Genomic DNA, 22,390 nt, shown 5'->3' on the forward strand with positions numbered 1-22,390 from the left:
AACGACGATAGGAAGAAGGTGCGGTCCGAGGGTCACGACACGCCGAAACGCGCCGCCAGCGCGGCACGCTGCGCACGGACAAACTCCGCATTCACCGCAGCTCCGTGCCCGGGGACGTACACGGCATCTTCACCGCCCAGTTCCAGCAGCCGGTCCAGGGCGGCCGGCCAGCGGCTCGGCACCGCGTCACGGCCCGCCTGCGGCTCGCCCGACTCCTCGACCAGATCGCCGCAGAAGACGACCTCGGGCGTGCCCGGTACCAGGACCGCCAGGTCGTGCCCGCTGTGCGCCGGGCCCATGTTCGCGAGCAGCACCTGGAGCCCGCCGCCCAGATCGAGCGTCCACTCCCCGCACACCCGGTGGTGCGGCACGACGAGCACGTCAGCGGCCTCGGCCGCCTCCTCGTGCGGCACGCCGTGCGCCACCGCGGACGCCCGCAGCTCGTCACGGCCCCGCGTGAACACCGTGTCGATGCCCGCGGCGCCGTACACCTCGACACCGGCGAACGCCGCCGTGCCGAGAACGTGATCGAAATGGGGGTGCGTCAGCGCGATATGCGTCACGCGCGCGTGCGGGCCGATGAGGCGCCGGGTGTCCGCCCGCAGCGCCGCACCCTCACGAAGTGATGAACCCGTGTCGACGAGCAACGCCGCCCCGTCGCCCACGACAAGGCCCGTCGTGCAGTCCCAGCCCGGCAGCCGGACCCGCCCCGCCCGAGCGGACAGCTCCTCCCAGCCCACCGCATTCCAGTCCAGGTCGTCCATGGGGCCGACGCTAGCGCCCTTGCCGGGCCCGTACCCACCGGCCGTACACTGACTCGGAGACCATTGGCACTCGGCCGCACCGAGTGCCAGCCGCGGACGACACAGCTGGAGGTGCGCGCGAATGCTCAGTGAACGCAGGCTCGAAGTGCTGCGCGCCATCGTCCAGGACTACGTGGGGACCGAGGAGCCGGTCGGCTCCAAGGCGCTCACCGAGCGGCACAGCCTCGGCGTCTCACCGGCGACGGTGCGCAACGACATGGCGGCGCTCGAGGAGGAGGGCTTCATCGCCCAGCCCCACACGAGCGCCGGGCGGATCCCGACCGACAAGGGCTACCGCCTGTTCGTGGACAAGCTGACGGCGGTCAAGCCGATGACGGGGCCCGAGCGCCGCGCCATCCAGAACTTCCTCGACGGCGCCGTCGACCTCGACGACGTCGTCGGCCGGACCGTGCGGCTGCTCGCGCAGCTGACGCGGCAGGTCGCCGTGGTGCAGTACCCGTCCCTGACGCGGTCCACCGTGCGCCACGTGGAACTGCTCTCGCTCGCCGCCGCCCGCCTGATGCTCGTACTGATCACGGACACGGGGCGGGTCGAGCAGCGGATGATCGACTGCCCGGCGCCGTTCGGCGAGACCTCTCTCGCCGATCTACGGGCCCGGCTCAACAGCAGGGTCGCGGGACGCCGCTTCGCGGACGTGCCGCAGCTGGTGCAGGACCTGCCGGAGTCCTTCGACACGGAGGACCGCGGCACGGTCGCGACGGTGCTCTCCACTTTGCTGGAGACGCTCGTCGAAGAGACCGAGGAGCGGCTGATGATCGGCGGCACCGCCAATCTCACCCGCTTCGGACATGACTTTCCCCTCACCATCCGGCCCGTGCTGGAGGCACTGGAGGAGCAGGTCGTGCTCCTCAAGCTCCTTGGTGAGGTCAACGATTCGGGCATGGCCGTACGGATCGGTCATGAGAACGCCCATGAGGGACTCAGCTCAACCTCCGTGGTCTCGGTCGGCTACGGTTCGGGCAGCGAGGCAGTCGCCAAGCTCGGCGTGGTCGGACCGACCCGCATGGACTATCCGGGAACGATGGGAGCAGTACGCGCAGTGGCACGTTACGTCGGACAGATCCTGGCGGAGTCGTAAGTGGCCACGGACTACTACGCCGTACTCGGCGTGCGCCGCGACGCCTCCCAGGACGAGATCAAGAAGGCCTTCCGCAGGCTGGCCCGTGAGCTTCACCCGGACGTCAATCCGGACCCGAAGACACAGGAGCGGTTCAAGGAGATCAACGCCGCCTACGAGGTGTTGTCGGACCCGCAGAAGAAGCAGGTCTACGACCTCGGGGGCGACCCCCTCTCGCAGGCGGGCGGAGGCGGGGCCGGTGGCTTCGGCGCCGGCGGCTTCGGGAACTTCTCCGACATCATGGACGCGTTCTTCGGAACGGCGTCCCAGCGTGGTCCCCGGTCGCGCACACGCCGCGGCCAGGACGCCATGATCCGGCTCGAGATCGAGCTGGACGAGGCCGCCTTCGGGACCACCAAGGACATCCAGGTCGACACGGCCATCGTCTGTACGACCTGCAGCGGCGAGGGTGCCGCGCCCGGCACGTCCGCGCAGACCTGTGACATGTGCCGCGGCCGCGGCGAGGTGTCCCAGGTCACGCGGTCCTTCCTGGGCCAGGTCATGACCTCGCGGCCGTGCCCGCAGTGCCAGGGCTTCGGCACGGTCGTGCCGACGCCGTGCCCGGAGTGCGCCGGCGACGGCCGCATCCGCTCGCGGCGCACGCTCACCGTGAAGATCCCGGCCGGCGTCGACAACGGCACGCGGATCCAGCTCGCGGGCGAGGGCGAGGTCGGCCCCGGCGGCGGTCCCGCCGGTGACCTGTACGTCGAGATCCACGAGCTGCCGCACCCCGTCTTCCAGCGGCGCGGCGACGATCTGCACTGCACCGTCACCATCCCGATGACGGCCGCGGCGCTCGGCACCAAGGTGCCGCTCGAGACGCTCGACGGCCTGGAGGAGATCGACATCCGGCCGGGCACGCAGTCCGGTCAGTCGGTCCCGCTGCACGGGCGCGGCATCACGCACCTGCGCGGCGGCGGCCGCGGCGACCTCATCGTGCACGTGGAGGTCCTGACGCCGACGAAGCTGGACGCCGAGCAGGAGCGGGTGCTGCGTGAGCTGTCGAAGTTGCGCGGCGAGGAACGTCCCACGGGGCAGTTCCAGCCCGGCCAGCAGGGGCTGTTCTCGCGGCTCAAGGACGCGTTCAACGGGCGCTGACCGAGCCCGGCGTACACAAGAAGCAGGGACCACGTCCCCCGCATCACGCGTGGCACATGCCACGCGGAAGGGCCGATTCGGTCCGATGCGGGGGACGTGGCACGATGCGGTCATGTCCCCCACGCTGACCGATCTCTGTCACTATCCGATCGTGCAGGCACCCATGGCGGGCGGTGCCTCCTGTCCGCAGCTCGCCGCCGCCGTGTCGGAGGCCGGCGGGCTCGGATTCCTCGCCGCCGGGTACAAAACCGCCGACGGGATGTACCAGGAGATCAAGCAGGTACGGGGGCTGACCAACCAGCCGTTCGGCGTGAACCTCTTCATGCCGCAGCCCGAGTACGCGGACCCCGCGGCCGTCGCCGTCTACGCCAGCCAGCTCGCCGGTGAGGCCGCCTGGTACGAGACGCAGCTCGGCGATCCGGACGGCGGCCGCGACGACGGCTTCGACGCGAAACTCGCGATCCTCCTCGACGACCCGGTACCGGTCGTCACCTTCACGTTCGGCTGCCCGAGCCGCGACGTCCTCGACTCCCTCGCCCGTGTCGGCACCCTCACCGCCGTCACCGTGACCACCCCGGAGGAGGCGCAGGCCGCCCAGCGGGTCGGCGCCGACGCGGTGTGCGTCCAGGGCATCGAGGCGGGCGGCCACCAGGGCACCCACCGGGACAACCCGGAGGCAGACGGCTCCGGCATCGGGCTCATCGCGCTGATCGCCCAGGTCCGTGAGACCGTGCAGATCCCGATCATCGCCACCGGCGGCCTCATGCGCGGCGGGCAGCTCGCCGCCGTGCTCACCGCGGGCGCCGACGCCGGACAGTTCGGCACGGCCTTCCTGGTCTGCCCCGAGTCCGGCGCCAACCTGCTGCACAAGCAGGCCATGACCAACCCGCTGTTCGTGCGGACCGAGTTGACCCGGGCGTTCTCCGGGCGCCCGGCGCGCGGCCTCGTGAACCGGTTCATGCGCGAGCACGGCCCGTACGCGCCCGCCGCCTACCCCCAGATCCACCACATGACGTCGACGCTGCGCAAGGCCGCCGCCAAGGCCGGGGACCCGCAGGGGATGGCGCTGTGGGCGGGGCAGGGTCACCGGCTCGCCCGTGAGCTGCCCGCCGGACAGCTCGTCGAGGTGCTCGCGGCCGAACTCGCCGAGGCGAAGGACGCGTTGGGTACGCGGGGTGCCGCATGACGGCGCCGGTGTTCGTCGTCGACGAGGTGCCGTCCGCCAAAACGTTCGTGCTCGACGGGGCCGAGGGGCGGCACGCGGTATCCGTGAAGCGGCTCCGGGCCGGTGAGGACGTCGTCCTGACCGACGGGCGCGGGCGCTGGACCGAGGCGGTCGTGGAAGCCGCCGAGGGCAAGGACCGTCTCGTCGTCACGGCGGGCCCCGTCCAGGAGGAGCCCGCGCAGGCGCCCAGGATCACCGTCGTCCAGGCCCTGCCCAAGGGCGACCGGGGCGAACTCGCCGTCGAGACCATGACGGAGACCGGTGTCGACGCGATCGTGCCGTGGCAGGCCGCCCGCTGCATCACGCAGTGGAAGGGCGACCGCGGCGCCAAGGCGCTCGGCAAGTGGCGGGCCACCGCGCGCGAGGCGGGCAAGCAGTCCCGCCGGGTGAGCTTCCCGGACGTCGCCGACGCCGCGACGACCAAGCAGGTGGCGGCGCTTCTCGCCGGGGCGGACTTCGCGGCCGTCCTGCACGAGGACCGTGACTGCGACAGCGGCGCCCTCGCCACCGCCGAGCTCCCCACGGCCGGGGACATCGTCCTCGTGGTCGGCCCGGAGGGCGGCGTCTCGCCCGACGAGCTCGCCGCGTTCGCCGAGGCGGGCGCGCGTCCGTACCGGCTCGGGCGTAGCGTTCTGCGTACGTCGACCGCGGGGACCGCCGCGACGGCGCTGCTCCTCGGCCGTACCGGCCGCTGGTCCTGATCAACCCCCGAGGGGAACGCGTGGAACTCGCCCAGGTCAGACTCCTCGTCACCGACTTCCGTGCCTGTTACCGCTTCTACGCGGACGTGCTCGGTCTCAAGCCGCAGTCGGGCGCTCAGGACGGCCCGTACGAGAAGTTCAGCCCCGCGGCGGGCTCCGCGGGCATCGCGCTCGAGGACCGGGCGTTGATGGCGCAGGTCATCGGCGATCTGAGTGGCGCCCCGGACGGGTACCGCTCCCTCGTCGTGCTGCGGGTCGACGACCTGGACGAGTACTGCGAGCAGATCGTCGCGCGCGGCGCCGAGATCCTCCACGGGCCCGCGCCGATGACCGACCGGATGCGGGTCGCACACCTCAAGGACCCCGAGGGCAACATCGTGGAGCTCCAGGAATGGCTGCTGATGGGCGGCTGAGCACGCAGCGATCTTCGGTCCCGCAGGGCGCCGGAACAAGCCGTATCGCCGCGGGCAAGTGACGAAAGCCCTGACCGGGCACCGTGCGCGTGCCTAGGGTGATCGGGTGACACGGACAGCGCACTCTGGATATCTCCGGTTCCCGCATCTGCACGGCGAGTTGGCCGCCTTCACCGCCGAGGACGACGTCTGGGTCGCCCCTCTCGACGGCGGGCGCGCCTGGCGCGTCAGCGCCGACAACGTTCCCGTCAGCCACCCCCGGATCTCGCCCGACGGCACCACCGTCGCCTGGACGTCCACCCGCGACGGCGCTCCCGAGGTGCACATCGCCCCGGTCGACGGCGGACCCTCGAAACGCCTTACGTACTGGGGCAGTTCGAGGACGACGGTGCGTGGCTGGACCCCCGACGGGCAGGTCCTCGCGCTCAGTACCCAGGGCCAGGCGTCCCTGCGCCGCAGCTGGGCGAGGGCCGTACCCCTCGACGGCGGACCCGCCACCACGCTCCCCTACGGGCCCGTGGGCGACGTCGTGACCGGGCCCGGCGGGCAGGTCGTCCTGCTGTCCGCGCCGATGGGCCGCGAGGCCGCCTGGTGGAAGCGCTACCGGGGCGGCACCGCGGGGAAGCTGTGGATCGACCGGGCGGGCGACGGCGAGTTCGTCCGCCTCCACGAGGAGCTCGACGGGAACATCGAGTACCCGATGTGGGTGGGAGACCGGGTCGCCTTCCTGTCCGACCACGAAGGCGTCGGCGCCCTGTACTCGTCTCTCGCGGACGGCAGTTCACTGCGCCGGCACACGCCGCTCGACGGCTTCTACGCCCGGCACGCGTCGAGCGACGGCACACGCGTCGTGTACGCGTCGGCCGGTGAACTGTGGATCGTGGACGACCTCGACAGCGCGCCGGGCGCGGAGGACGCCGCGCCGCGCCGCCTGGACGTCCGCCTCGGCGGGCAGCGCGTCGACCTCCAGCCCCACCCCGTCAGCGCCGCCCGCTGGTTCGGCGCGGCGGCACCCGACCACACCGCGCGCGGCAGCGCCGTCGCGGTGCGCGGCGCGGTCCACTGGGTCACCCACCGCTCCGGGCCCGCCCGCGCGCTGGCCGCCCGATCCGGCGTACGAGCCCGCCTCCCGCGGACCTTCCGCGTCGAGGGCGAGGAACACGTGGTGTGGGTGACGGACGCCGAGGGCGACGACGCCCTGGAGTTCGCGCCCGCCACCGGCATCGCGCCCGGCGCCACCCCGCGCAGGCTCGCCGCCGGGCAGCTCGGCCGCGTACTGAACCTCGCGATGGCGCCCGACGGCAGCCGGGCCGCCGTCGCCTCGCACGACGGGCGCGTGCTGCTCGTCGAGCGCGAGAGCGGCGAGGTCAGGGAGGTCGACCGCAGCGAGGACGGCGACGTGACGGGTCTCGTCTTCTCGCCGGACTCGGCGTGGCTCGCCTGGTCGCACCCCGGCCCCTCGCCCCTGCGCCACCTCAAGCTCGCCAACACCGCCGACCTGTCGGTGACGGAGGCGACGCCGCTGCGGTTCCGGGACTACGCGCCCGCGTTCACCCTCGACGGCAAACACCTCGCGTTCCTCTCCGCGCGCTCCTTCGACCCGGTCTACGACGAGCACGTCTTCGACCTCGCGTTCGTCGGGGGCTCGCGGCCCCACCTGATCACGCTCGCCGCGGCGACGCCGTCCCCGTTCGGCCCGCAGCGCCACGGCCGCCCCTTCGACACCCCGGACAGCCCCGCCGCCGAGACCCCCGACAGCGAAGGCACCCCCACCACCCGTATCGACCTCGAAGGGCTCGCCGACCGCATCGTCGCGTTCCCCGTCGAGGCCGCCCGCTACACGACCCTGCGGGCGGCCAAGGACGGCGTCCTGTGGCTGCGGCACCCGCTCCAGGGCGTACTCGGCGCGTCCCGGGCCACCCCCGACGACCCCGACCCCAAGAGCGAGCTCGAACGCTACGACCTCGCCCAGCAGCGCATCGAGCACCTCGCCTCCGACGCCGACCACCTGGCCGTCAGCGGCGACGGCAAGCGCGTCCTGCTGTGGACCGACGGCAAGCTGAAGGTCGTGCCGAGCGACCGGCGCGCCTCCTCCGACGACGACAGCGACACCAACATCACCGTCGACCTGAGCCGGGTCCGCCAGGACGTCGACCCTGTCGCCGAGTGGCGGCAGATGTACGACGAGGCGGGCCGCCTCATGCGGGACAACTTCTGGCGCGCGGACATGGACGGCGTCGACTGGGACGGCGTCCTGGAGCGCTACCGGCCCGTCCTCGACCGCGTCGCCACCCACGACGACCTCGTCGACCTCCTGTGGGAGGTCCAGGGCGAACTCGGCACCTCCCACGCCTACGTCACACCGAGCGGCGGCTGGAGCGGCGGCGACCGGCGGCAGGGCCTCCTCGGCGCGGACATCTCCCGCCACGAGGACGGAAGTTGGCGCATCGACCGCGTCCTGCCCACCGAGACGTCCGACCCGCTCGCCCGCGCACCGCTCGCCGCGCCCGGGGTGGCCGTGCGCGCGGGTGACGCGATCATCGCGGTGGCCGGACGACCCGTCGACCCCGTCACCGGTCCGGGACCGCTCCTCGTCGGGACGGCGGGCAAGCCCGTCGAGCTGACCGTCTCCCCGGCCGGCGGCGGCGACCCGCGCCACGCGGTCGTCGTCCCCGTCGCCGACGAGGAGCCGCTGCGCTACCACGCCTGGGTCGTCGACCGCCGCGCCCACGTCCACGAGCAGTCGGGCGGCCGCCTCGGCTATCTCCACGTGCCCGACATGCAGGCCCCCGGCTGGGCCCAGATCCACCGCGACCTGCGGGTCGAGGTGGCGCGTGACGGACTCGTCGTCGACGTGCGCGAGAACCGCGGCGGACACACCTCGCAGCTCGTCGTCGAGAAGCTGGCCCGCCGGGTCGTCGGCTGGGACCTGCCGCGCGGCTCCCGCCCCTTCAGCTACCCGATGGACGCGCCCCGCGGCCCCGTGGTGGCCGTCGCCAACGAGTTCTCCGGCTCCGACGGCGACATCGTCAACGCGGCGATCAAGGCGCTCGGGATCGGGCCCGTGGTCGGTGTACGCACCTGGGGCGGCGTCATCGGCATCGACAGCCGCTACCGGCTCGTCGACGGCACGTTGGTGACCCAGCCGAAGTACGCGACCTGGCTGGACGGCTACGAGTGGGGGCTGGAGAACCACGGCGTCGACCCCGATGTCGAGGTGGTCGCGGCCCCGCAGGACCACGCGGCCGGGCGCGACCCGCAGCTCGACGAGGCCGTGCGCATCGCCCTCGCGGCGCTCGCCGAGAGCCCGGCGCGGACGGCACCCGAACTCCCGGAGCCGCGCGGGCGGGCGCAGGGCCTGTCGTAGGAGGCAGGCGTCGCGGGTGGCGGCGGGCCGGATAGCATTCCCGGCGTATTGACCGGACGGTGTGAGGAGACGTGATCGTGGCCGGAGAGCCGCAGGCCGACTGCCTGTTCTGCAAGATCGTCGCGGGGGAGGTCCCGGCCACGCTGGTACGGGAGACCGAGACCACCGTCGCCTTCCGGGACATCAACCCGCAGGCGCCGACCCATGTCCTCGTCATCCCGCGCGTCCACCACCGCGACGCCGCGACCCTCGCCGCCGCCGAGCCGCAGATCGCCGCCGACATGCTGCGGGAGACGGCCGAGGTCGCCGCCGGGGAGAAGCTCGACAGCTACCGCGTCGTGTTCAACACCGGCAGCGGCGCGGGCCAGACCGTCTTCCACGCCCACGCCCATGTCCTCGGGGGCCGCGGCCTCCAGTGGCCCCCCGGCTAGCGGGCGCCGGGTAACGCACCGTGTCCGTACGGGAATTGGTGGTGCTCGGTACCGCGAGCCAGGTGCCGACGAGGCACCGCAACCACAACGGCTACCTGCTGCGCTGGGACGGGGAGGGCATCCTCTTCGATCCCGGCGAGGGCACGCAGCGCCAGATGCTGCGGGCCGGCGTCGCCGCGCACGACCTCAACCGGCTGTGCGTGACCCACTTCCACGGCGACCACTCCCTCGGCCTCGCCGGGGTCATCCAGCGCATCAACCTGGACCGGGTGCCGCATCCCGTCACCGCGCACTACCCGCGCTCCGGGCAGCGTTTCTTCGACCGGCTGCGGTACGCCACCGCGTACCGCGAGAGCGTCGCGCTCGCCGAGGAGCCGGTGGGCGGCGTGGGCGGCGTCCTCGCCGAGACGCCGTCGTACACGCTGGACGCGCGCCGCCTCTCCCATCCCGTCGAGTCCTACGGCTACCGCCTCGTGGAGCCCGACGGGCGCCGCATGCTGCCCGGACTGCTCGCCGAACACGGCATCTCCGGGCCCGACGTGGGGATCCTTCAGCGCGACGGGTCCCTGCGCGGCGTCACCCTCGACGACGTGAGCGAGGTGCGGCGCGGGCAGCGGTTCGCGTTCGTCATGGACACCCGGCTCTGCGACGGGGTGAGCGAGCTCGCCGAGGGGTGCGACATGCTCGTCATCGAGTCGACCTTCCTCGATGGTGACCACCAACTGGCGGCCGACCACGGCCACTTGACCGCCGGACAGGCCGCGCGCGTCGCGGCCGAGGGCGGGGTGCGGCATCTCGTGCTCACGCACTTCAGTCAGCGCTACTCCGACCCCGAGGAGTTCGAGCGCCAGGCCCGCGCCGTCGGCTTCACCGGAGAGCTGACGGTGGCACGCGACCTGGACCGGGTCCAGGTGCCCAAACGTATCTAATACCGGGCGTACCATGCTCTGATGTCCCTCGCCTCGCTCCCCAAAGCCGAACTCCACCTGCACATCGAAGGCACGCTCGAACCCGAGCTCGCCTTCGAGCTCGCGGCCCGCAACGGCGTCGACCTGCCGTTCGCCGACACCGAGGCCCTCCGCAAGGCCTACCTCTTCGAAGACCTGCAGTCCTTCCTCGACCTGTACTACGGCCTGATGGCAGTCCTGCGGACCGAGGAGGACTTCGAGCAGCTCGCCGACGCCTATCTCGCGCGCGCCGCCGAGCAGGGCGTGCGGCACGCCGAGATCTTCTTCGACCCGCAGGCCCACACCGCCCGCGGCGTGCCGATCGGGACCGTCGTCGAGGGCCTGAGCGCCGCCCTGTCGAAGAGCGTGGAGCGCCACGGCGTCTCCACCCGGCTCATCATGTGCTTCCTGCGCGACCAGTCCGCCGAGTCGGCGATGCAGACCCTGGAGTCCGCGAAGCCCTACCTCGACCGGATCGTGGGTGTCGGTCTCGACTCCGCCGAGGTCGGCAACCCCGCCTCCAAGTTCCGCGAGGTGTACGAGGCCGCGGGCGCGCTCGGCCTGCGCAAGGTCGCCCACGCGGGCGAGGAGGGCGACCCCTCGTACGTATGGGAGGCGCTCGACGTGCTCGGCGTCGAGCGCATCGACCACGGGCTCCGCTGCGTCGAGGACCCGGCGCTCGTCGAGCGGCTCGTGCGGGACCGGGTGCCCCTGACGCTGTGTCCGCTGTCGAACGTGCGGCTGCGCGCCGTCGACGTACTGGAGGACCACCCGCTGCCGCGGATGATGGACGCCGGTCTGCTCTGCACGGTGAACTCCGACGACCCGTCCTACTTCGGCGGGTACGTCGGAGACACCTTCCACGCGGTCCACGAGGCGCTCGCGCTCGACCACGAGCGGCTGCGCGAGCTCGCCCGCAACTCGTTCGTCGCGTCGTTCCTCGACGACGACGAGGAGCTGCGCTCGCGCTACCTCGCCGAGGTCGACGCGTTCGCGTTCGACGACTGACCGAGCCCCGCCGAACCGCCCCGCGGTCCCGCCGTGGAGAACTCCTCCTGCGTCGGGGCCGGTTGGGGCGTGCTCACCGTGATCTCCACGACCGGCTGCTCCGGCGCGCCCATCTGCGGGACCGCGCCCGCCGGGGCGCCCGTCACACCGGCCACCAGGGCGGCGGGTGCGCCGCCCCTCCTGCGGACCGTGCCTGGCCGCAGCAGCGGGCTGCCGCCCGTGTGCAGCGCCACCGCCGTGAGCGGCAGCGCGAGGACGAGCAGCGCCACGGCGAGCGTCGTGCCCATCGCCGGGTAGCCCGCCGTCTGCGAGAGGACGCTGCCGGTGAGCGGCCCGCAGGCCGTGCCGAGCGACGCCGCCGAGCCGACGAGGACCGCCCAGCGGCCACGCGGGTCCAGGGACGCGGCCAGGCCGATCAGATACGACAGGACGACCGGGTACAGCGTGTTCCACGCGATCTCACCGGTCGCGAACGACGTGAGGTCGTCCGCGCGGGCGCTCACCACGATGCAGCACGCGATCAGTGCCGTGCCCGCGCCGATCGGGGCGGCGCGGCCGAGCCGGGACCCGAGCGCCCCCGCGCCGAGCACGCCCACGAGCGCCGTGCCGAGCGCCACCGCGAAGACCGCCCCGACGGTGATCTCCGTCAGGCCCGCCTGGTCCGTGCCGATGCGGCTGCTGACGCCCCACAGGGAGTTCTGCGCCATCGACCAGCAGAGCATCGCCGCGGCAAGGACCAGACCCGAGCGGCGGAAGGGGAGAGGGCCGGCGGGCCTGGGCTGCCCGGCCGGGGTGGCGAGTTGGGCGGTGCCGCTCTCCAGACCGGAGGTCGCCGGCCACGTCGCCAGCGCCGTCAGCGCGATCGCCGCGAACGGCAGCGCGTGACCGGTGCCCAGATGAGGCATCGTCAGATACAGCGCGCCTGCCAGCGCCGAGACGCTGAGCAGGCCCAGCGTCGACGCCCGGTGCGGGTCGCGCTGCCCTGCGATTCCCGTCGCGGCGACCGTCGTCGCCGTGCCCGAGCCGAAGCCTCCGGCCATCGCGCCGATGACCACCAGCGGTACGAAGGACGTCGCCGCGGCCGCGCTGTATCCCAGCGCCGCGAGCAGCAGGCCCGCTCTCGCGAGGGTGCGGGGGCCCATGCGGTCCACACGGCCGGCGAAGGTGAAGCCCGCCGCGGCCGAACTCATCAGCAGCGCACTGCCGATGAGGCCCGCCTGCGCCGGGGGGAGATGGAGGCTGTCGCCGAGGCGGCCCACGACGGTGGGCAGCAGATACGGGGCCAGATAACCGGCCGTGAAGAGAGCGACAAGGGGCCGGGGAGTGCGGCGGGACACGGGCGTTCCAAGGCGTGGCGGTGTACGGGGATCAGGGCGTGCGGAATTACGGGGATGCCTGAACAGGCAAGGGGATTTGGGGGGTGCGCCGGGGGCTCGCGATACGAGGGGGCGCGGCCAATTTGTATCAAGCGCGGGGAGGGTGAAAACAGCCGGGCCGGTGTGATCTGGGCCACGTTCTGTTTGGGGGGTAGGAGTAGGGGTAGGCGAGCCTGTTTTTCCGGGGTGCCGGGGCTCTGGCTGCGGCGCCGTTCCGGGGGCACCGGCTCCCGTTCCGTACGCCGTGCTACGCGCGTTGTCCGGGGGGTATCAGGCACACTGTGCGGACCCTCACCACTCTGGGGAGCCCACCGTGAACTCCAACGACCCGGCGCATGTGGATCCGCTCGCTCGGCTGCGCACCCCCGCCGATCCGCCCTGCGACGTCTATCTGACGGGGACCGTCTTCCTCGACATCATCTTCACGGGGCTGGACAGCGCCCCCGTGCGGGGGACCGAGTCCTGGGCGCGCGGCATGGGGTCCAGCCCCGGTGGCGTCGCCAACATGGCCACCGCCCTCGCGCGGCTCGGGCTGCGGACGTCGCTGGCCGCCGCCTTCGGGGACGACCACTACGGCGAGTACTGCTGGGACAGCCTGGAGCAGGGCGAGGGCATCGACCTGACGTCGTCGCGGACCGTCGCCGGCTGGCATTCGCCCGTCACCGTCTCCATGGCGTACGAGGGCGAGCGGACCATGGTCAGCCACGGTCACGAGCCGCCGCCGGAGGAGCCCGCCCCCGAGTGCCCGCCGCAGGCTCGGGCCGCCGTCGCGTCGCTGGCCCCCGGGGTGAGCGAACCCTGGATCGCCACGGCCGCGGGCCGCGGGACGCGGATCTTCGGTGACGTGGGATGGGACGACACGGGCAGCTGGGACCTGAGCTCCCTCGACGACCTGTCGCGCTGCGAGGCCTTCCTGCCGAACGCCGAGGAAGCCATGCGCTACACCCGTACGTCCTGCCCCCGGGCCGCCGCGCACGCCCTGGCCGAACACGTGCCGCTGGCCGTGGTCACCCTGGGTGCCGAGGGCGCCTACGCCGTGGATGCCCGGAGCGGGGAGACCGCCTCCGTGCCCGCCATCGAGGTCGCCGCCCTCGACCCCACCGGGGCCGGTGACGTGTTCGTCGCCGGGTTCGTGACCGGGACCCTCGCGGGGTGGCCGCTGGCCGACCGGCTCGCCTTCGCCGGACTGACCGCCGCCCTGTCCGTGCAGGAGTTCGGCGGATCACTGTCCGCTCCCGGCTGGTCGGAAATAGCTGCCTGGTGGCGTCATGTGCAGGCCTACGACGACCAGGAGCCCGCGGCCCTGCGCCGGTACGCCTTCCTGGAGGCGCTGCTGCCCGAGGTGAGCCGGCCGTGGCCCCTGCGGCGTGCGGTGCCGACCATCGGCTTCGGACGGTCCGCCTAGGCCCGCGGAAAAGGCCTACGGCGTTGTCGGTGCACCGTCGTACCCTGGGCAGTGCAAGGCTGTCGACGCGGCGCGAGCCCCCGCACGAGGAGGATGAGCAGGCCTTCAGTGCCGGCCCATGACTCAGACACCCACCGCTCAGGCGCGAGCGCATTTCACGGTCCCGGCGAACCACCCCATGGTGACCGTCCTCGGATCCGGCGACGCGCTCCTTCGCGTGATCGAGAAGGCCTTCCCGGCGGCCGACATCCATGTCCGGGGCAATGAGATCAGCGCTGCGGGCGACGCGAAGGAAGTCGCCCTCATCCAGCGCGTGTTCGACGAGATGATGCTGGTGCTCCGCACCGGACAGCCGATGACGGAGGACGCAGTGGAACGCTCGATCGCCATGCTCAAGGCGAGCGAGAACGGGGAGGGTGACGGCCAGGAGACCCCGGCCGAGGTTCTCACTCAGAACATTCTCTCGTCCCGGGGCCGGACCATCCGTCCGAAGACCCTCAACCAGAAGCGCTACGTCGACGCCATCGACAAGCACACCGTCGTCTTCGGGATCGGCCCCGCCGGTACGGGCAAGACCTATCTCGCCATGGCCAAGGCCGTGCAGGCCCTCCAGTCCAAGCAGGTCAACCGCATCATCCTGACGCGGCCGGCCGTGGAGGCGGGGGAGCGGCTCGGATTCCTGCCGGGCACGCTCTACGAGAAGATCGACCCCTATCTGCGCCCCCTGTACGACGCGCTGCACGACATGCTCGACCCCGACTCCATCCCCCGTCTGATGGCCGCGGGCACCATCGAGGTGGCGCCGCTGGCCTACATGCGAGGCCGCACGCTGAACGACGCCTTCATCATCCTGGACGAGGCGCAGAACACGAGCGCCGAGCAGATGAAGATGTTCCTCACCCGGCTCGGCTTCGACTCGAAGATCGTGGTCACGGGTGACGTGACGCAGGTCGACCTGCCGAGCGGCACGAAGAGCGGCCTGCGGCAGGTCCAGGACATCCTGGAGGGTCTCGACGACGTCCACTTCTCGCGGCTCACGTCCCAGGATGTCGTCCGGCACAAGCTCGTCGGCCGTATCGTCGACGCGTACGAGAAGTACGACAGCCAGCAGGGCACCGAGAACGGCTCGCACCAGGGCCGCGGCAGAGGGAAGTAGCAAGCACCGCATGTCGATCGACGTCAACAACGAGTCCGGAACCGAGGTCGACGAGCAGGCGATCCTCGACATCGCCCGCTACGCGCTCGCGCGGATGCGCATCCACCCGCTCTCCGAGCTCTCGGTGATCGTCGTGGACGCCGACGCCATGGAGCAGCTGCACATGCAGTGGATGGACCTGCCGGGGCCCACGGATGTCATGTCGTTCCCGATGGACGAGCTGCGGCCGCCGTCGAAGGACGACGAGGAGCCCCCGCAGGGCCTGCTCGGCGACATCGTGCTGTGCCCGGAGGTCGCGAAGAAGCAGGGCGAGGACGCCGACACGCAGCACTCCATGGACGAGGAGCTCCAGCTGCTCACCGTGCACGGGGTGTTGCACCTGCTCGGTTACGACCACGAGGAGCCCGACGAGAAGGCCGAGATGTTCGGACTTCAGGCGGCCATCGTGGACGGGTGGCGGGGTGACAAGGGCCTGACCGGTCCGTCCCCCGCGCCCACCGTGTCATGAGTCCTTCGCTCGTCGCGGGCGCCGTCGCCCTCGTCGTGGTCGCCTGGCTGGCGGCCTGTGCCGAGGCCGGCATCGCCCGCACCTCCAGCTTCCGCGCCGAGGAGGCCGTCCGGTCCGGGCGGCGCGGCAGCGACCGGCTCGCCCAGGTGGCCGCCGACCCGACCCGCTATCTGAACGTGGCCCTGCTGGTCAGGGTCGCCTGCGAGATGGCCGCCGCCTCGCTGGTCACGTACGCCTGTCTCCAGGAGTTCGACGCGACCTGGGAGGCGCTGGCCGTCGCCATCGGCGTGATGGTGCTCGTCTCGTACGTGGCCGTCGGCGTCTCGCCCCGCACCATCGGGCGCCAGCACCCGCTGAACACGGCCACGGCCGCCGCGTACGTGCTGCTGCCGCTGGCCCGGATCATGGGGCCCATCCCGCCGCTGCTCATCCTCATCGGCAACGCCCTGACCCCCGGAAAGGGGTTCCGGCGCGGGCCCTTCGCCTCCGAGGCGGAGCTGCGCGCCATGGTCGACCTCGCCGAGAAGGAGTCCCTCATCGAGGACGAGGAGCGCCGCATGGTGCACTCCGTCTTCGAGCTGGGGGACACCCTGGTCCGCGAAGTCATGGTCCCCCGCACCGACTTGGTCGCCATCGAGCGGTACAAGACGATCCGGCAGGCGCTCACGCTGGCACTGCGGTCCGGGTTCTCCCGCATCCCGGTCACCGGCGAGAGCGAGGACGACGTCGTCGGCATCGTGTATCTGAAGGACCTGGCCCGCAAGACGCACATCAGCCGGGACGCCGAGAGCGAACTCGTCTCGACCGCGATGCGGCCCGCCACGTTCGTGCCCGACACGAAGAACGCGGGCGACCTCCTGCGCGAGATGCAGCAGCTGCGCAACCACGTCGCCGTCGTGATCGACGAGTACGGCGGCACCGCGGGCATCGTCACCATCGAGGACATCCTCGAGGAGATCGTCGGCGAGATCACCGACGAGTACGACCGTGAACTCCCGCCCGTGCAGGACCTCGGCGACGAAAGCTTCCGCGTGACCGCCCGCCTCGACATCGGCGACCTCGGCGAGCTGTACGGCATCGAGGAGTACGACGACGAGGACGTGGAGACCGTCGGCGGGCTCCTCGCCAAGGCGCTCGGCCGCGTGCCGATCGCGGAGGCCTCGTCCGTCGTCGAACTGCCCGACGGGCGAGCGCTGCGGCTCACCGCGGAGGCCGCCGCGGGCCGGCGCAACAAGATCGTGACCGTGCTCGTGGAGCCGGTGGGCGAAGAGGGGAAGTGACGTCGTGACGCCGCAGGAGCTGCGCGCCTTGTGTCTGTCGTTCAACGCGGCCGTCGAGGAGTTCCCGTTCAACCCCGACACGTCCGTCTTCAAGGTCCTGGGCAAGCTCTTCGCCCTGACGAACCTGGACGCGCGGCCCCTCACCGTCAACCTCAAGTGCGACCCCGAGGACGCGGTGCGCCTGCGCGCCGAGCACGACGCGGTCGCGCCCGGCTGGCACATGAACAAGCGGCACTGGAACACGGTGACCGTCGGCGAACTCCCGGACAGGATGGTCCGCGAGCTCGTGGAGGACTCGTACGACCTCGTGGTGGCCGGCCTGCCGAGGGCCGAGCGCCTCAGACTCGACCGTGGCTGACCATCCTCCGCACGCCGCTGCCGGAGGCCGACACGGCCGCGAAGCCGAAGCGGCCGGCGACGCCCGAGGGGCGGCATGGGGTCATGTACCCCGTTGCCGGGTGAGCGTCGCGGCGTTCCTTATGCTCACCCCATGACTGAGAGCAACGACCTCACCGCCGAGGACCGCAAGATCGTCACGCTGGCGCGCAGCGCCCGCGCCCGCAACGGTGTGCCCGAGGGGGCCGCCGTGCGGGACGAGACGGGGCGTACGTACGTGGCGGGGACCGTCTCGCTGGACTCCCTGAAGCTTTCCGCGCTGCGGACCGCCGTCGCGATGGCCGTCGCTTCGGGGGCGCAGTCGCTGGAGGCCGCCGCCGTCGTCTCCGACGGTCCGGACGTCGACGGGGAGGACTTGGCGGCGGTACGGGATCTTGGGGGCGCGGGTACGCCGGTGTTCCTCGCGGGGCCCGACGGCGTGGTGCACGGGGCCGTGGCCGCCGGCTGAGACAGCCGGCCCCGGGCCGGCACGGCTACACCGCGTCCGGCCCCCGCTCGCCCGTCCGTACGCGGACGACGGTCTCCACCGGCACCGCCCACACCTTGCCGTCACCGATCTTCCCGGTCTGCGCCGCGCGCACGATCGCGTCGATGACCGGCTCGAGGTCCTCGTCCTCGACGACGACCTCGATCCGGATCTTGGGGACGAGGTCGATCCGGTACTCGGCCCCGCGGTAGACCTCGGTGTGGCCGCGCTGGCGCCCGTACCCGCTCGCCTCCGTGACGGTCAGGCCCTGCACGCCGAGCTCCTGGAGCGCGGTCTTCACCTCGTCGAGGCGGAACGGCTTGACGATCGCGGTCACGAGCTTCATGCGGAGGGCTCCTTCGGCGGGGCGGAGTGGGCGGTGTGCGGGGCGGTGTGTCCGGCGTGGACGCCGTGATCGTAGGCGGTCTCCGCGTGCACCGTCTGGTCGAGGCCCGTCAGCTCCTCTTCGGCGGAGGCCCGGAAGCCCATCGCCCGGTCGATCGCCCTGCCGAGTCCGTACGTCACCAGGAACGTGTACGCCGCGACGGTGACCACGGCGACCGCCTGCCTGCCGAGCTGCCCGAACCCGCCCCCGTAGAACAGGCCCTCCTTGCCGCCGGTCATCGTGGCCGTCGCGAACAGGCCGATCAGCAGGGTGCCGACGACACCGCCGACGAAGTGCACACCGACGACGTCCAGCGAGTCGTCGTAGTCGAAGCGGAACTTCCACGCGACGGCGTACGAGCAGACGACGCCCGCCACCAGACCCACCACGCAGGCGCCCAGCACGCCGACCACGCCGCACGCCGGGGTGATCGCGACCAGGCCGGCGACGGCGCCGGACGCCGCGCCGAACGTCGTGGGGTGACCGTCGCGCTTGTGCTCCACGAAGAGCCAGCCGAGCAGGCCGGTGCAGCCCGCGATCAGCGTGTTGAGGACGGACGCGGCCGCCAGGCCGTTCGCGGCGAACGCCGAACCGCCGTTGAAGCCGAGCCAGCCGAACCAGAGCAGACCCGCACCCGTCATCACCATCGGCAGGTTGTGCGGGCGCATCGCCTCCTTCCTGAAGCCGAGACGCGGGCCCAGGACCAGGCACAGGGCCAGACCGGACGCGCCCGAGGCGATCTCCACGACGAGGCCGCCCGCGAAGTCGAGCCCGCCGAGCGACTGCGAGATCCAGCCGCCGGGACCCCACACCCAGTGCGCCACGGGAACGTATACGAGCAGCGTCCACACCGGTACGAACACCAGCCAGGCGGCGAACTTCGTGCGGTCCGCGACCGCGCCGCTGATCAGCGCGGCCGTCAGGAACGCGAAGGTGAGCTGGAAGGTGGAGAACAGGAACGTGGGGACCGTGCCGGTCAGGCTGTGCGGGCCGATGCCCGCCATGCCCGCGTGCTCCAGACCGCCGATGAGGCCCGCGAACGCGTCGTCGCCGAAGGCGAGCGAGTAGCCGGCGACCAGCCAGACGACGGTGACCAGCGCGATCGACACGAACGACATCAACAGCATGTTCAGGACGCTCTTCGTACGGACCATGCCGCCGTAGAAGAGGGCCAGGCCCGGCGTCATCAGGAGGACGAGCGCGGTCGCGGCCAGCAGCCACGCGGTGTCGCCGGTGTCGAGGCCGCCGGCGGCGGCCAGCGGCGCGTTCTCGGTCTGCACGGGGAGTCTCCTCGGGCGTGGGGGCGGACGACGAGCCTCACCGTCCCGCGTTTCCGTTCGCTGACCCGTGCGTTTCCGCGGTGTTTCGTGTTGCGCGGGGGTTTCCGGGGCCTCACGGCGGACCGGCTTGCCCCGCAGGTGCGGCAGGACGCGATGGATCAGGGACAATGGGCGCCATGAGCGTTCGTACCCAGTCATCCGAGCCGTCCGGGGAAGCCTCCCACCGGGCCGGCTTCGCCTGCTTCGTCGGCCGCCCCAACGCGGGCAAGTCCACCCTCACGAATGCTCTGGTCGGCAAGAAGGTCGCGATCACCGCGGACCAGCCGCAGACCACGCGGCACACGGTGCGCGGCATCGTGCACCGGCCCGACGCCCAGCTGATCCTGGTCGACACCCCGGGCCTGCACAAGCCGCGCACGTTGCTGGGCCAGCGGCTCAACGACGTCGTGCGCACGACGTGGGCCGAGGTCGACGTCATCGGCTTCTGCCTGCCCGCGAACGAGAAGCTCGGCCCCGGCGACCGCTTCATCGCCAAGGAGCTCGCCTCCATCAAGAAGACGCCGAAGGTCGCGATCGTCACCAAGACCGACCTGGTCGACAGCAAGCAGCTCGCCGAGCAGCTCATCGCCATCGACCAGCTCGGCAAGGAGCTCGGCTTCGAGTGGGCGGAGATCGTGCCCGTCTCGGCCGTCGGCGACAAGCAGGTCGGCCTGCTCGCCGACCTGCTCGTCCCGCTGCTGCCGGAGGGCCCCGCGCTCTACCCGGAGGGCGACCTCACGGACGAGCCCGAGCAGGTCATGGTGGCGGAGCTGATCCGCGAGGCCGCGCTGGAGGGTGTGCGTGACGAGCTGCCGCACTCCATCGCCGTCGTCGTCGAGGAGATGCTGCCGCGCGAGGACCGCCCGGCGGACAGGCCCCTCCTCGACATCCACGCCTTCGTCTACATCGAGCGCCCCAGCCAGAAGGGCATCATCATCGGCCCGAAGGGCAAGCGCCTCAAGGACGTGGGCATCAAGTCCCGCAAGCAGATCGAGGCACTCCTCGGCACCCCCGTCTTCCTGGACCTGCACGTGAAGGTCGCGAAGGACTGGCAGCGCGACCCGAGGCAGTTGCGCAAGCTGGGGTTCTGAGGCGGAATCTGCGCCGGCTGCGCAAGCTCGGCTTCCAGGTCCGAAAGGCGCTAGCCCTCGTACGTGCTCGGGGTCAGGTCCTGGAGGCCCACGACCCTCAGCAGCTCCAGGCGTTCGTGCGCCTCCGTGCCCGGTCGTGCCGAGTGCACGACGAGCTGCTGGTCGTGGCCGTCGCTGAGCAGTACCTCGCAGTCGAGGTCGAGGGCGCCGACCACGGGGTGCAGGAAGCGCTTCGGTGAGGGGCGGCGCACCACGACGTCGTGGGACTGCCACAGCTCCTCGAACTCCCGTGATCCGGCGCGCAGTTCGGCCACGAGGGCGGCCGGGCCCGGGTCGTCCGGGCGGGCCGCGGCGACCTTCCGCAGGCTCGCCACGTGGGCGCGGGCGTGCGCCTCGTGGTTCTCGGGCGGGAACATGGGCCGGGTCGCCGGGTTCGTGAACCAGTCGCGGATCATGTTCCTGCCGGTGTGGTCGCCGGTCAGGGCCACCGACATCGTGTTCTGGGCGAGCATCTCGCCCCAGTCGCTGATCACCGACGCCGGCAGATCGTGCAGCCGGTCCAGAATCAGCAGCAGCCCCGGCCGCACATGCCCGGAGGAACGGCCGGGACGGGGCGGCTCCTCGCCCGCCAGATGGAACAGGTGGTCGCGCTCGGCGTCGCTGAGCCGCAGCGCACGGGCCAGCGCCGTCAGCATCTGCCGCGACGGATGGGAGCCTCGGCGCTGCTCCAGGCGCGTGTAGTAGTCCGTGGACATCCCGGCGAGCTGCGCCACCTCCTCGCGGCGCAGCCCCGGTGTGCGGCGCCGCGGGCCCGTGGTCAGGCCCACGTCGGAGGGCACCAGACGGGCGCGGGAGCGGCGCAGGAAGTCGGCGAGTTCGGCTCGGTTCACCTCTTCAGGATCGCTCGGAACCGTCCCCGTAACCAGGGAGCGCCAGTCCCCGGATAACCGCGTCTCTCCCGCCCGGCCCGCCGAGCGCGCAGGCTCAGGACATGGCTACGAACACGAGGAGGCGGCCATGCTGACACTGGTGACAGGCGCGACGGGCAAGGTCGGGCAGCGGTTCGTGCCGCGACTGCTGCAGAACACGGCGCCGGGCGACCAGGTGCGGGTGCTCGTACGGGACGCGGCACGCGGCGAGCGGTTCGCCGCACTGGGCGCGGACGTGGTGGTCGGCGACCTGCGGGACGCGGACGTGCTCGGCAAGGCGACGGCCGGGGCGGACGCCGTGGTGAACGTCGCCGCCGCCTTCCGCGGAGTGCCCGACGAGGAGGCGCGGGCGGTCAACAGGGACGCCGCCATCGAGCTGGCCCGGGCCTCCGTGGCCTCGGGCGTGCGGCGGTTCGTGCAGGTCAGCACGGGTCTGGTGTACGGCAGCGGGCGCGGCAGGCCGATGGTCGAGGACGACGAGACGGTGCCGGGCGGCCACCTGTGGGGCGCCTACCCCGAGTCGAAGTGGGAGGCGGAGCGCGTGCTGCGGGCGATGGACGGCCTCGACGACCTCCGCATCGCCCGGCTGCCCTTCGTGTACGGAGACGGGGATTCGCACCTGGCCGACGTGACACAGTTGGCGTCGAACTGGCCCGCCATGCAGCGCCTGCACATGGGCCACCACGCGGACGTCGCCCAGGGGCTGCAACGGCTGCTGTACGCGCCGGGCGCGCACGGCGTCTACAACATCGCGGACGACGCCCCGGTCACCTTGGTCGACGTGCTCCAGCTGAACGGCGTGCCGGTGCCGCCGGAGGCGTACGACAAGGTGGACCCGGACCCCTGGGCCGGCGTCATGTCGACGGCCCGCATCCGCCGCGAACTGGGCTTCCGCCCGTTCTTCCCGTCCGTGTGGACGGCGCTGGACGCCGGCGCGCTGTAGCGCCC

At 72.1% G+C, this 22,390-nt stretch carries 22 protein-coding genes; 17 read left to right on the plus strand and 5 right to left on the minus strand.

Features of this window, described 5'->3' with window-relative positions:
- Window positions 1-32 precede the first annotated feature (32 nt).
- On the minus strand, window positions 33-764 hold the full coding sequence (locus OG758_RS31710; protein ID WP_326713063.1) for an MBL fold metallo-hydrolase: 732 nt from the start codon (window positions 762-764) through the stop codon (window positions 33-35).
- Window positions 765-885: 121 nt separating this feature from the next.
- On the opposite strand from OG758_RS31710, the gene hrcA reads away from it, so the two are divergent.
- The 9 genes from hrcA (at window position 886) to OG758_RS31755 (ending at window position 11,131) form a co-directional block, all read left to right on the plus strand.
- Window positions 886-1,902, plus strand: a complete 1,017-nt coding sequence (gene hrcA / locus OG758_RS31715; RefSeq protein ID WP_326713064.1) for a heat-inducible transcriptional repressor HrcA — start codon at window positions 886-888, stop codon at window positions 1,900-1,902.
- Window positions 1,903-3,039, plus strand: a complete 1,137-nt coding sequence (gene dnaJ / locus OG758_RS31720) for a molecular chaperone DnaJ (protein WP_116513037.1) — start codon at window positions 1,903-1,905, stop codon at window positions 3,037-3,039.
- A gap of 112 nt (window positions 3,040-3,151) precedes the next feature.
- Complete coding sequence (locus OG758_RS31725; protein WP_326713065.1) at window positions 3,152-4,225, plus strand: nitronate monooxygenase; 1,074 nt, start codon at window positions 3,152-3,154, stop codon at window positions 4,223-4,225.
- On the plus strand, window positions 4,222-4,965 hold the full coding sequence (locus tag OG758_RS31730) for a 16S rRNA (uracil(1498)-N(3))-methyltransferase (RefSeq protein WP_326713066.1): 744 nt from the start codon (window positions 4,222-4,224) through the stop codon (window positions 4,963-4,965). The genes OG758_RS31725 and OG758_RS31730 overlap by 4 nt, the downstream gene beginning before the upstream one ends.
- A gap of 20 nt (window positions 4,966-4,985) precedes the next feature.
- Window positions 4,986-5,378, plus strand: coding sequence for a VOC family protein (locus OG758_RS31735; RefSeq protein ID WP_326713067.1), 393 nt, complete (start codon window positions 4,986-4,988; stop codon window positions 5,376-5,378).
- A gap of 106 nt (window positions 5,379-5,484) precedes the next feature.
- Window positions 5,485-8,745 carry a S41 family peptidase gene (locus tag OG758_RS31740; RefSeq protein ID WP_326713068.1) on the plus strand — a complete coding sequence of 1,087 codons (3,261 nt, stop codon included), beginning with the start codon at window positions 5,485-5,487 and terminating at the stop codon, window positions 8,743-8,745.
- 77 nt (window positions 8,746-8,822) lie between these two features.
- A complete protein-coding gene (locus tag OG758_RS31745; protein WP_326713069.1) occupies window positions 8,823-9,176 on the plus strand; it encodes a histidine triad nucleotide-binding protein in 354 nt (117 codons plus the stop codon).
- A 20-nt stretch (window positions 9,177-9,196) separates the two neighbouring features.
- Entirely contained in the window at window positions 9,197-10,105 is a 909-nt protein-coding gene (locus OG758_RS31750) for a ribonuclease Z (RefSeq protein WP_326713070.1), read from the plus strand.
- 21 nt (window positions 10,106-10,126) lie between these two features.
- Window positions 10,127-11,131: an adenosine deaminase gene (locus OG758_RS31755; protein ID WP_326713071.1), complete on the plus strand. Its 1,005-nt coding sequence runs from the start codon at window positions 10,127-10,129 to the stop codon at window positions 11,129-11,131.
- Here OG758_RS31755 and OG758_RS31760 read toward each other — a convergent pair.
- Window positions 11,092-12,468: an MFS transporter gene (locus tag OG758_RS31760; RefSeq protein WP_326713072.1), complete on the minus strand. Its 1,377-nt coding sequence runs from the start codon at window positions 12,466-12,468 to the stop codon at window positions 11,092-11,094. The two genes, OG758_RS31755 and OG758_RS31760, sit on opposite strands and share 40 nt — an antisense overlap.
- A gap of 352 nt (window positions 12,469-12,820) precedes the next feature.
- Between OG758_RS31760 and OG758_RS31765 the strand changes: the two genes are divergently transcribed.
- The 6 genes from OG758_RS31765 (at window position 12,821) to OG758_RS31795 (ending at window position 17,700) form a co-directional block, all read left to right on the plus strand.
- Entirely contained in the window at window positions 12,821-13,912 is a 1,092-nt protein-coding gene (locus tag OG758_RS31765; RefSeq protein ID WP_326713073.1) for a carbohydrate kinase family protein, read from the plus strand.
- Between the two features lie 118 nt (window positions 13,913-14,030).
- On the plus strand, window positions 14,031-15,068 hold the full coding sequence (locus OG758_RS31770; RefSeq protein ID WP_326713074.1) for a PhoH family protein: 1,038 nt from the start codon (window positions 14,031-14,033) through the stop codon (window positions 15,066-15,068).
- A 10-nt stretch (window positions 15,069-15,078) separates the two neighbouring features.
- A complete protein-coding gene (ybeY, locus tag OG758_RS31775; RefSeq protein ID WP_266564384.1) occupies window positions 15,079-15,576 on the plus strand; it encodes an rRNA maturation RNase YbeY in 498 nt (165 codons plus the stop codon).
- Window positions 15,573-16,856, plus strand: a complete 1,284-nt coding sequence (locus tag OG758_RS31780; protein ID WP_326713075.1) for a hemolysin family protein — start codon at window positions 15,573-15,575, stop codon at window positions 16,854-16,856. Before ybeY ends, OG758_RS31780 begins: the two co-directional genes overlap by 4 nt.
- 4 nt (window positions 16,857-16,860) lie before the next feature.
- On the plus strand, window positions 16,861-17,214 hold the full coding sequence (locus OG758_RS31785) for an MmcQ/YjbR family DNA-binding protein (protein ID WP_266564388.1): 354 nt from the start codon (window positions 16,861-16,863) through the stop codon (window positions 17,212-17,214).
- Between the two features lie 132 nt (window positions 17,215-17,346).
- The gene (locus OG758_RS31795) at window positions 17,347-17,700 is read left to right on the plus strand and encodes a cytidine deaminase (protein WP_326713076.1); all 354 of its coding nucleotides are present in this window, start codon (window positions 17,347-17,349) and stop codon (window positions 17,698-17,700) included.
- A gap of 25 nt (window positions 17,701-17,725) precedes the next feature.
- On the opposite strand, the gene OG758_RS31800 is transcribed toward OG758_RS31795, so the two are convergent.
- Both OG758_RS31800 and OG758_RS31805 read right to left on the minus strand, forming a co-directional pair.
- Window positions 17,726-18,064: a P-II family nitrogen regulator gene (locus OG758_RS31800; RefSeq protein WP_326713077.1), complete on the minus strand. Its 339-nt coding sequence runs from the start codon at window positions 18,062-18,064 to the stop codon at window positions 17,726-17,728.
- Window positions 18,061-19,383 carry an ammonium transporter gene (locus OG758_RS31805; RefSeq protein WP_326713078.1) on the minus strand — a complete coding sequence of 441 codons (1,323 nt, stop codon included), beginning with the start codon at window positions 19,381-19,383 and terminating at the stop codon, window positions 18,061-18,063. The genes OG758_RS31800 and OG758_RS31805 overlap by 4 nt, the downstream gene beginning before the upstream one ends.
- A gap of 167 nt (window positions 19,384-19,550) precedes the next feature.
- On the opposite strand from OG758_RS31805, the gene era reads away from it, so the two are divergent.
- Window positions 19,551-20,513 carry a GTPase Era gene (gene era / locus OG758_RS31810; RefSeq protein ID WP_199841793.1) on the plus strand — a complete coding sequence of 321 codons (963 nt, stop codon included), beginning with the start codon at window positions 19,551-19,553 and terminating at the stop codon, window positions 20,511-20,513.
- A gap of 50 nt (window positions 20,514-20,563) precedes the next feature.
- On the opposite strand, the gene OG758_RS31815 is transcribed toward era, so the two are convergent.
- Window positions 20,564-21,403, minus strand: a complete 840-nt coding sequence (locus OG758_RS31815) for a helix-turn-helix transcriptional regulator (protein ID WP_326713079.1) — start codon at window positions 21,401-21,403, stop codon at window positions 20,564-20,566.
- A 127-nt stretch (window positions 21,404-21,530) separates the two neighbouring features.
- Here OG758_RS31815 and OG758_RS31820 point away from each other — a divergent pair, with 127 nt between their 5' ends.
- On the plus strand, window positions 21,531-22,385 hold the full coding sequence (locus OG758_RS31820; protein ID WP_326713080.1) for an NAD-dependent epimerase/dehydratase family protein: 855 nt from the start codon (window positions 21,531-21,533) through the stop codon (window positions 22,383-22,385).
- Window positions 22,386-22,390: the final 5 nt, after the last annotated feature.

This window comes from Streptomyces sp. NBC_01474 (genome assembly GCF_035918215.1).
Classification (GTDB): domain Bacteria; phylum Actinomycetota; class Actinomycetes; order Streptomycetales; family Streptomycetaceae; genus Streptomyces; species Streptomyces aureus.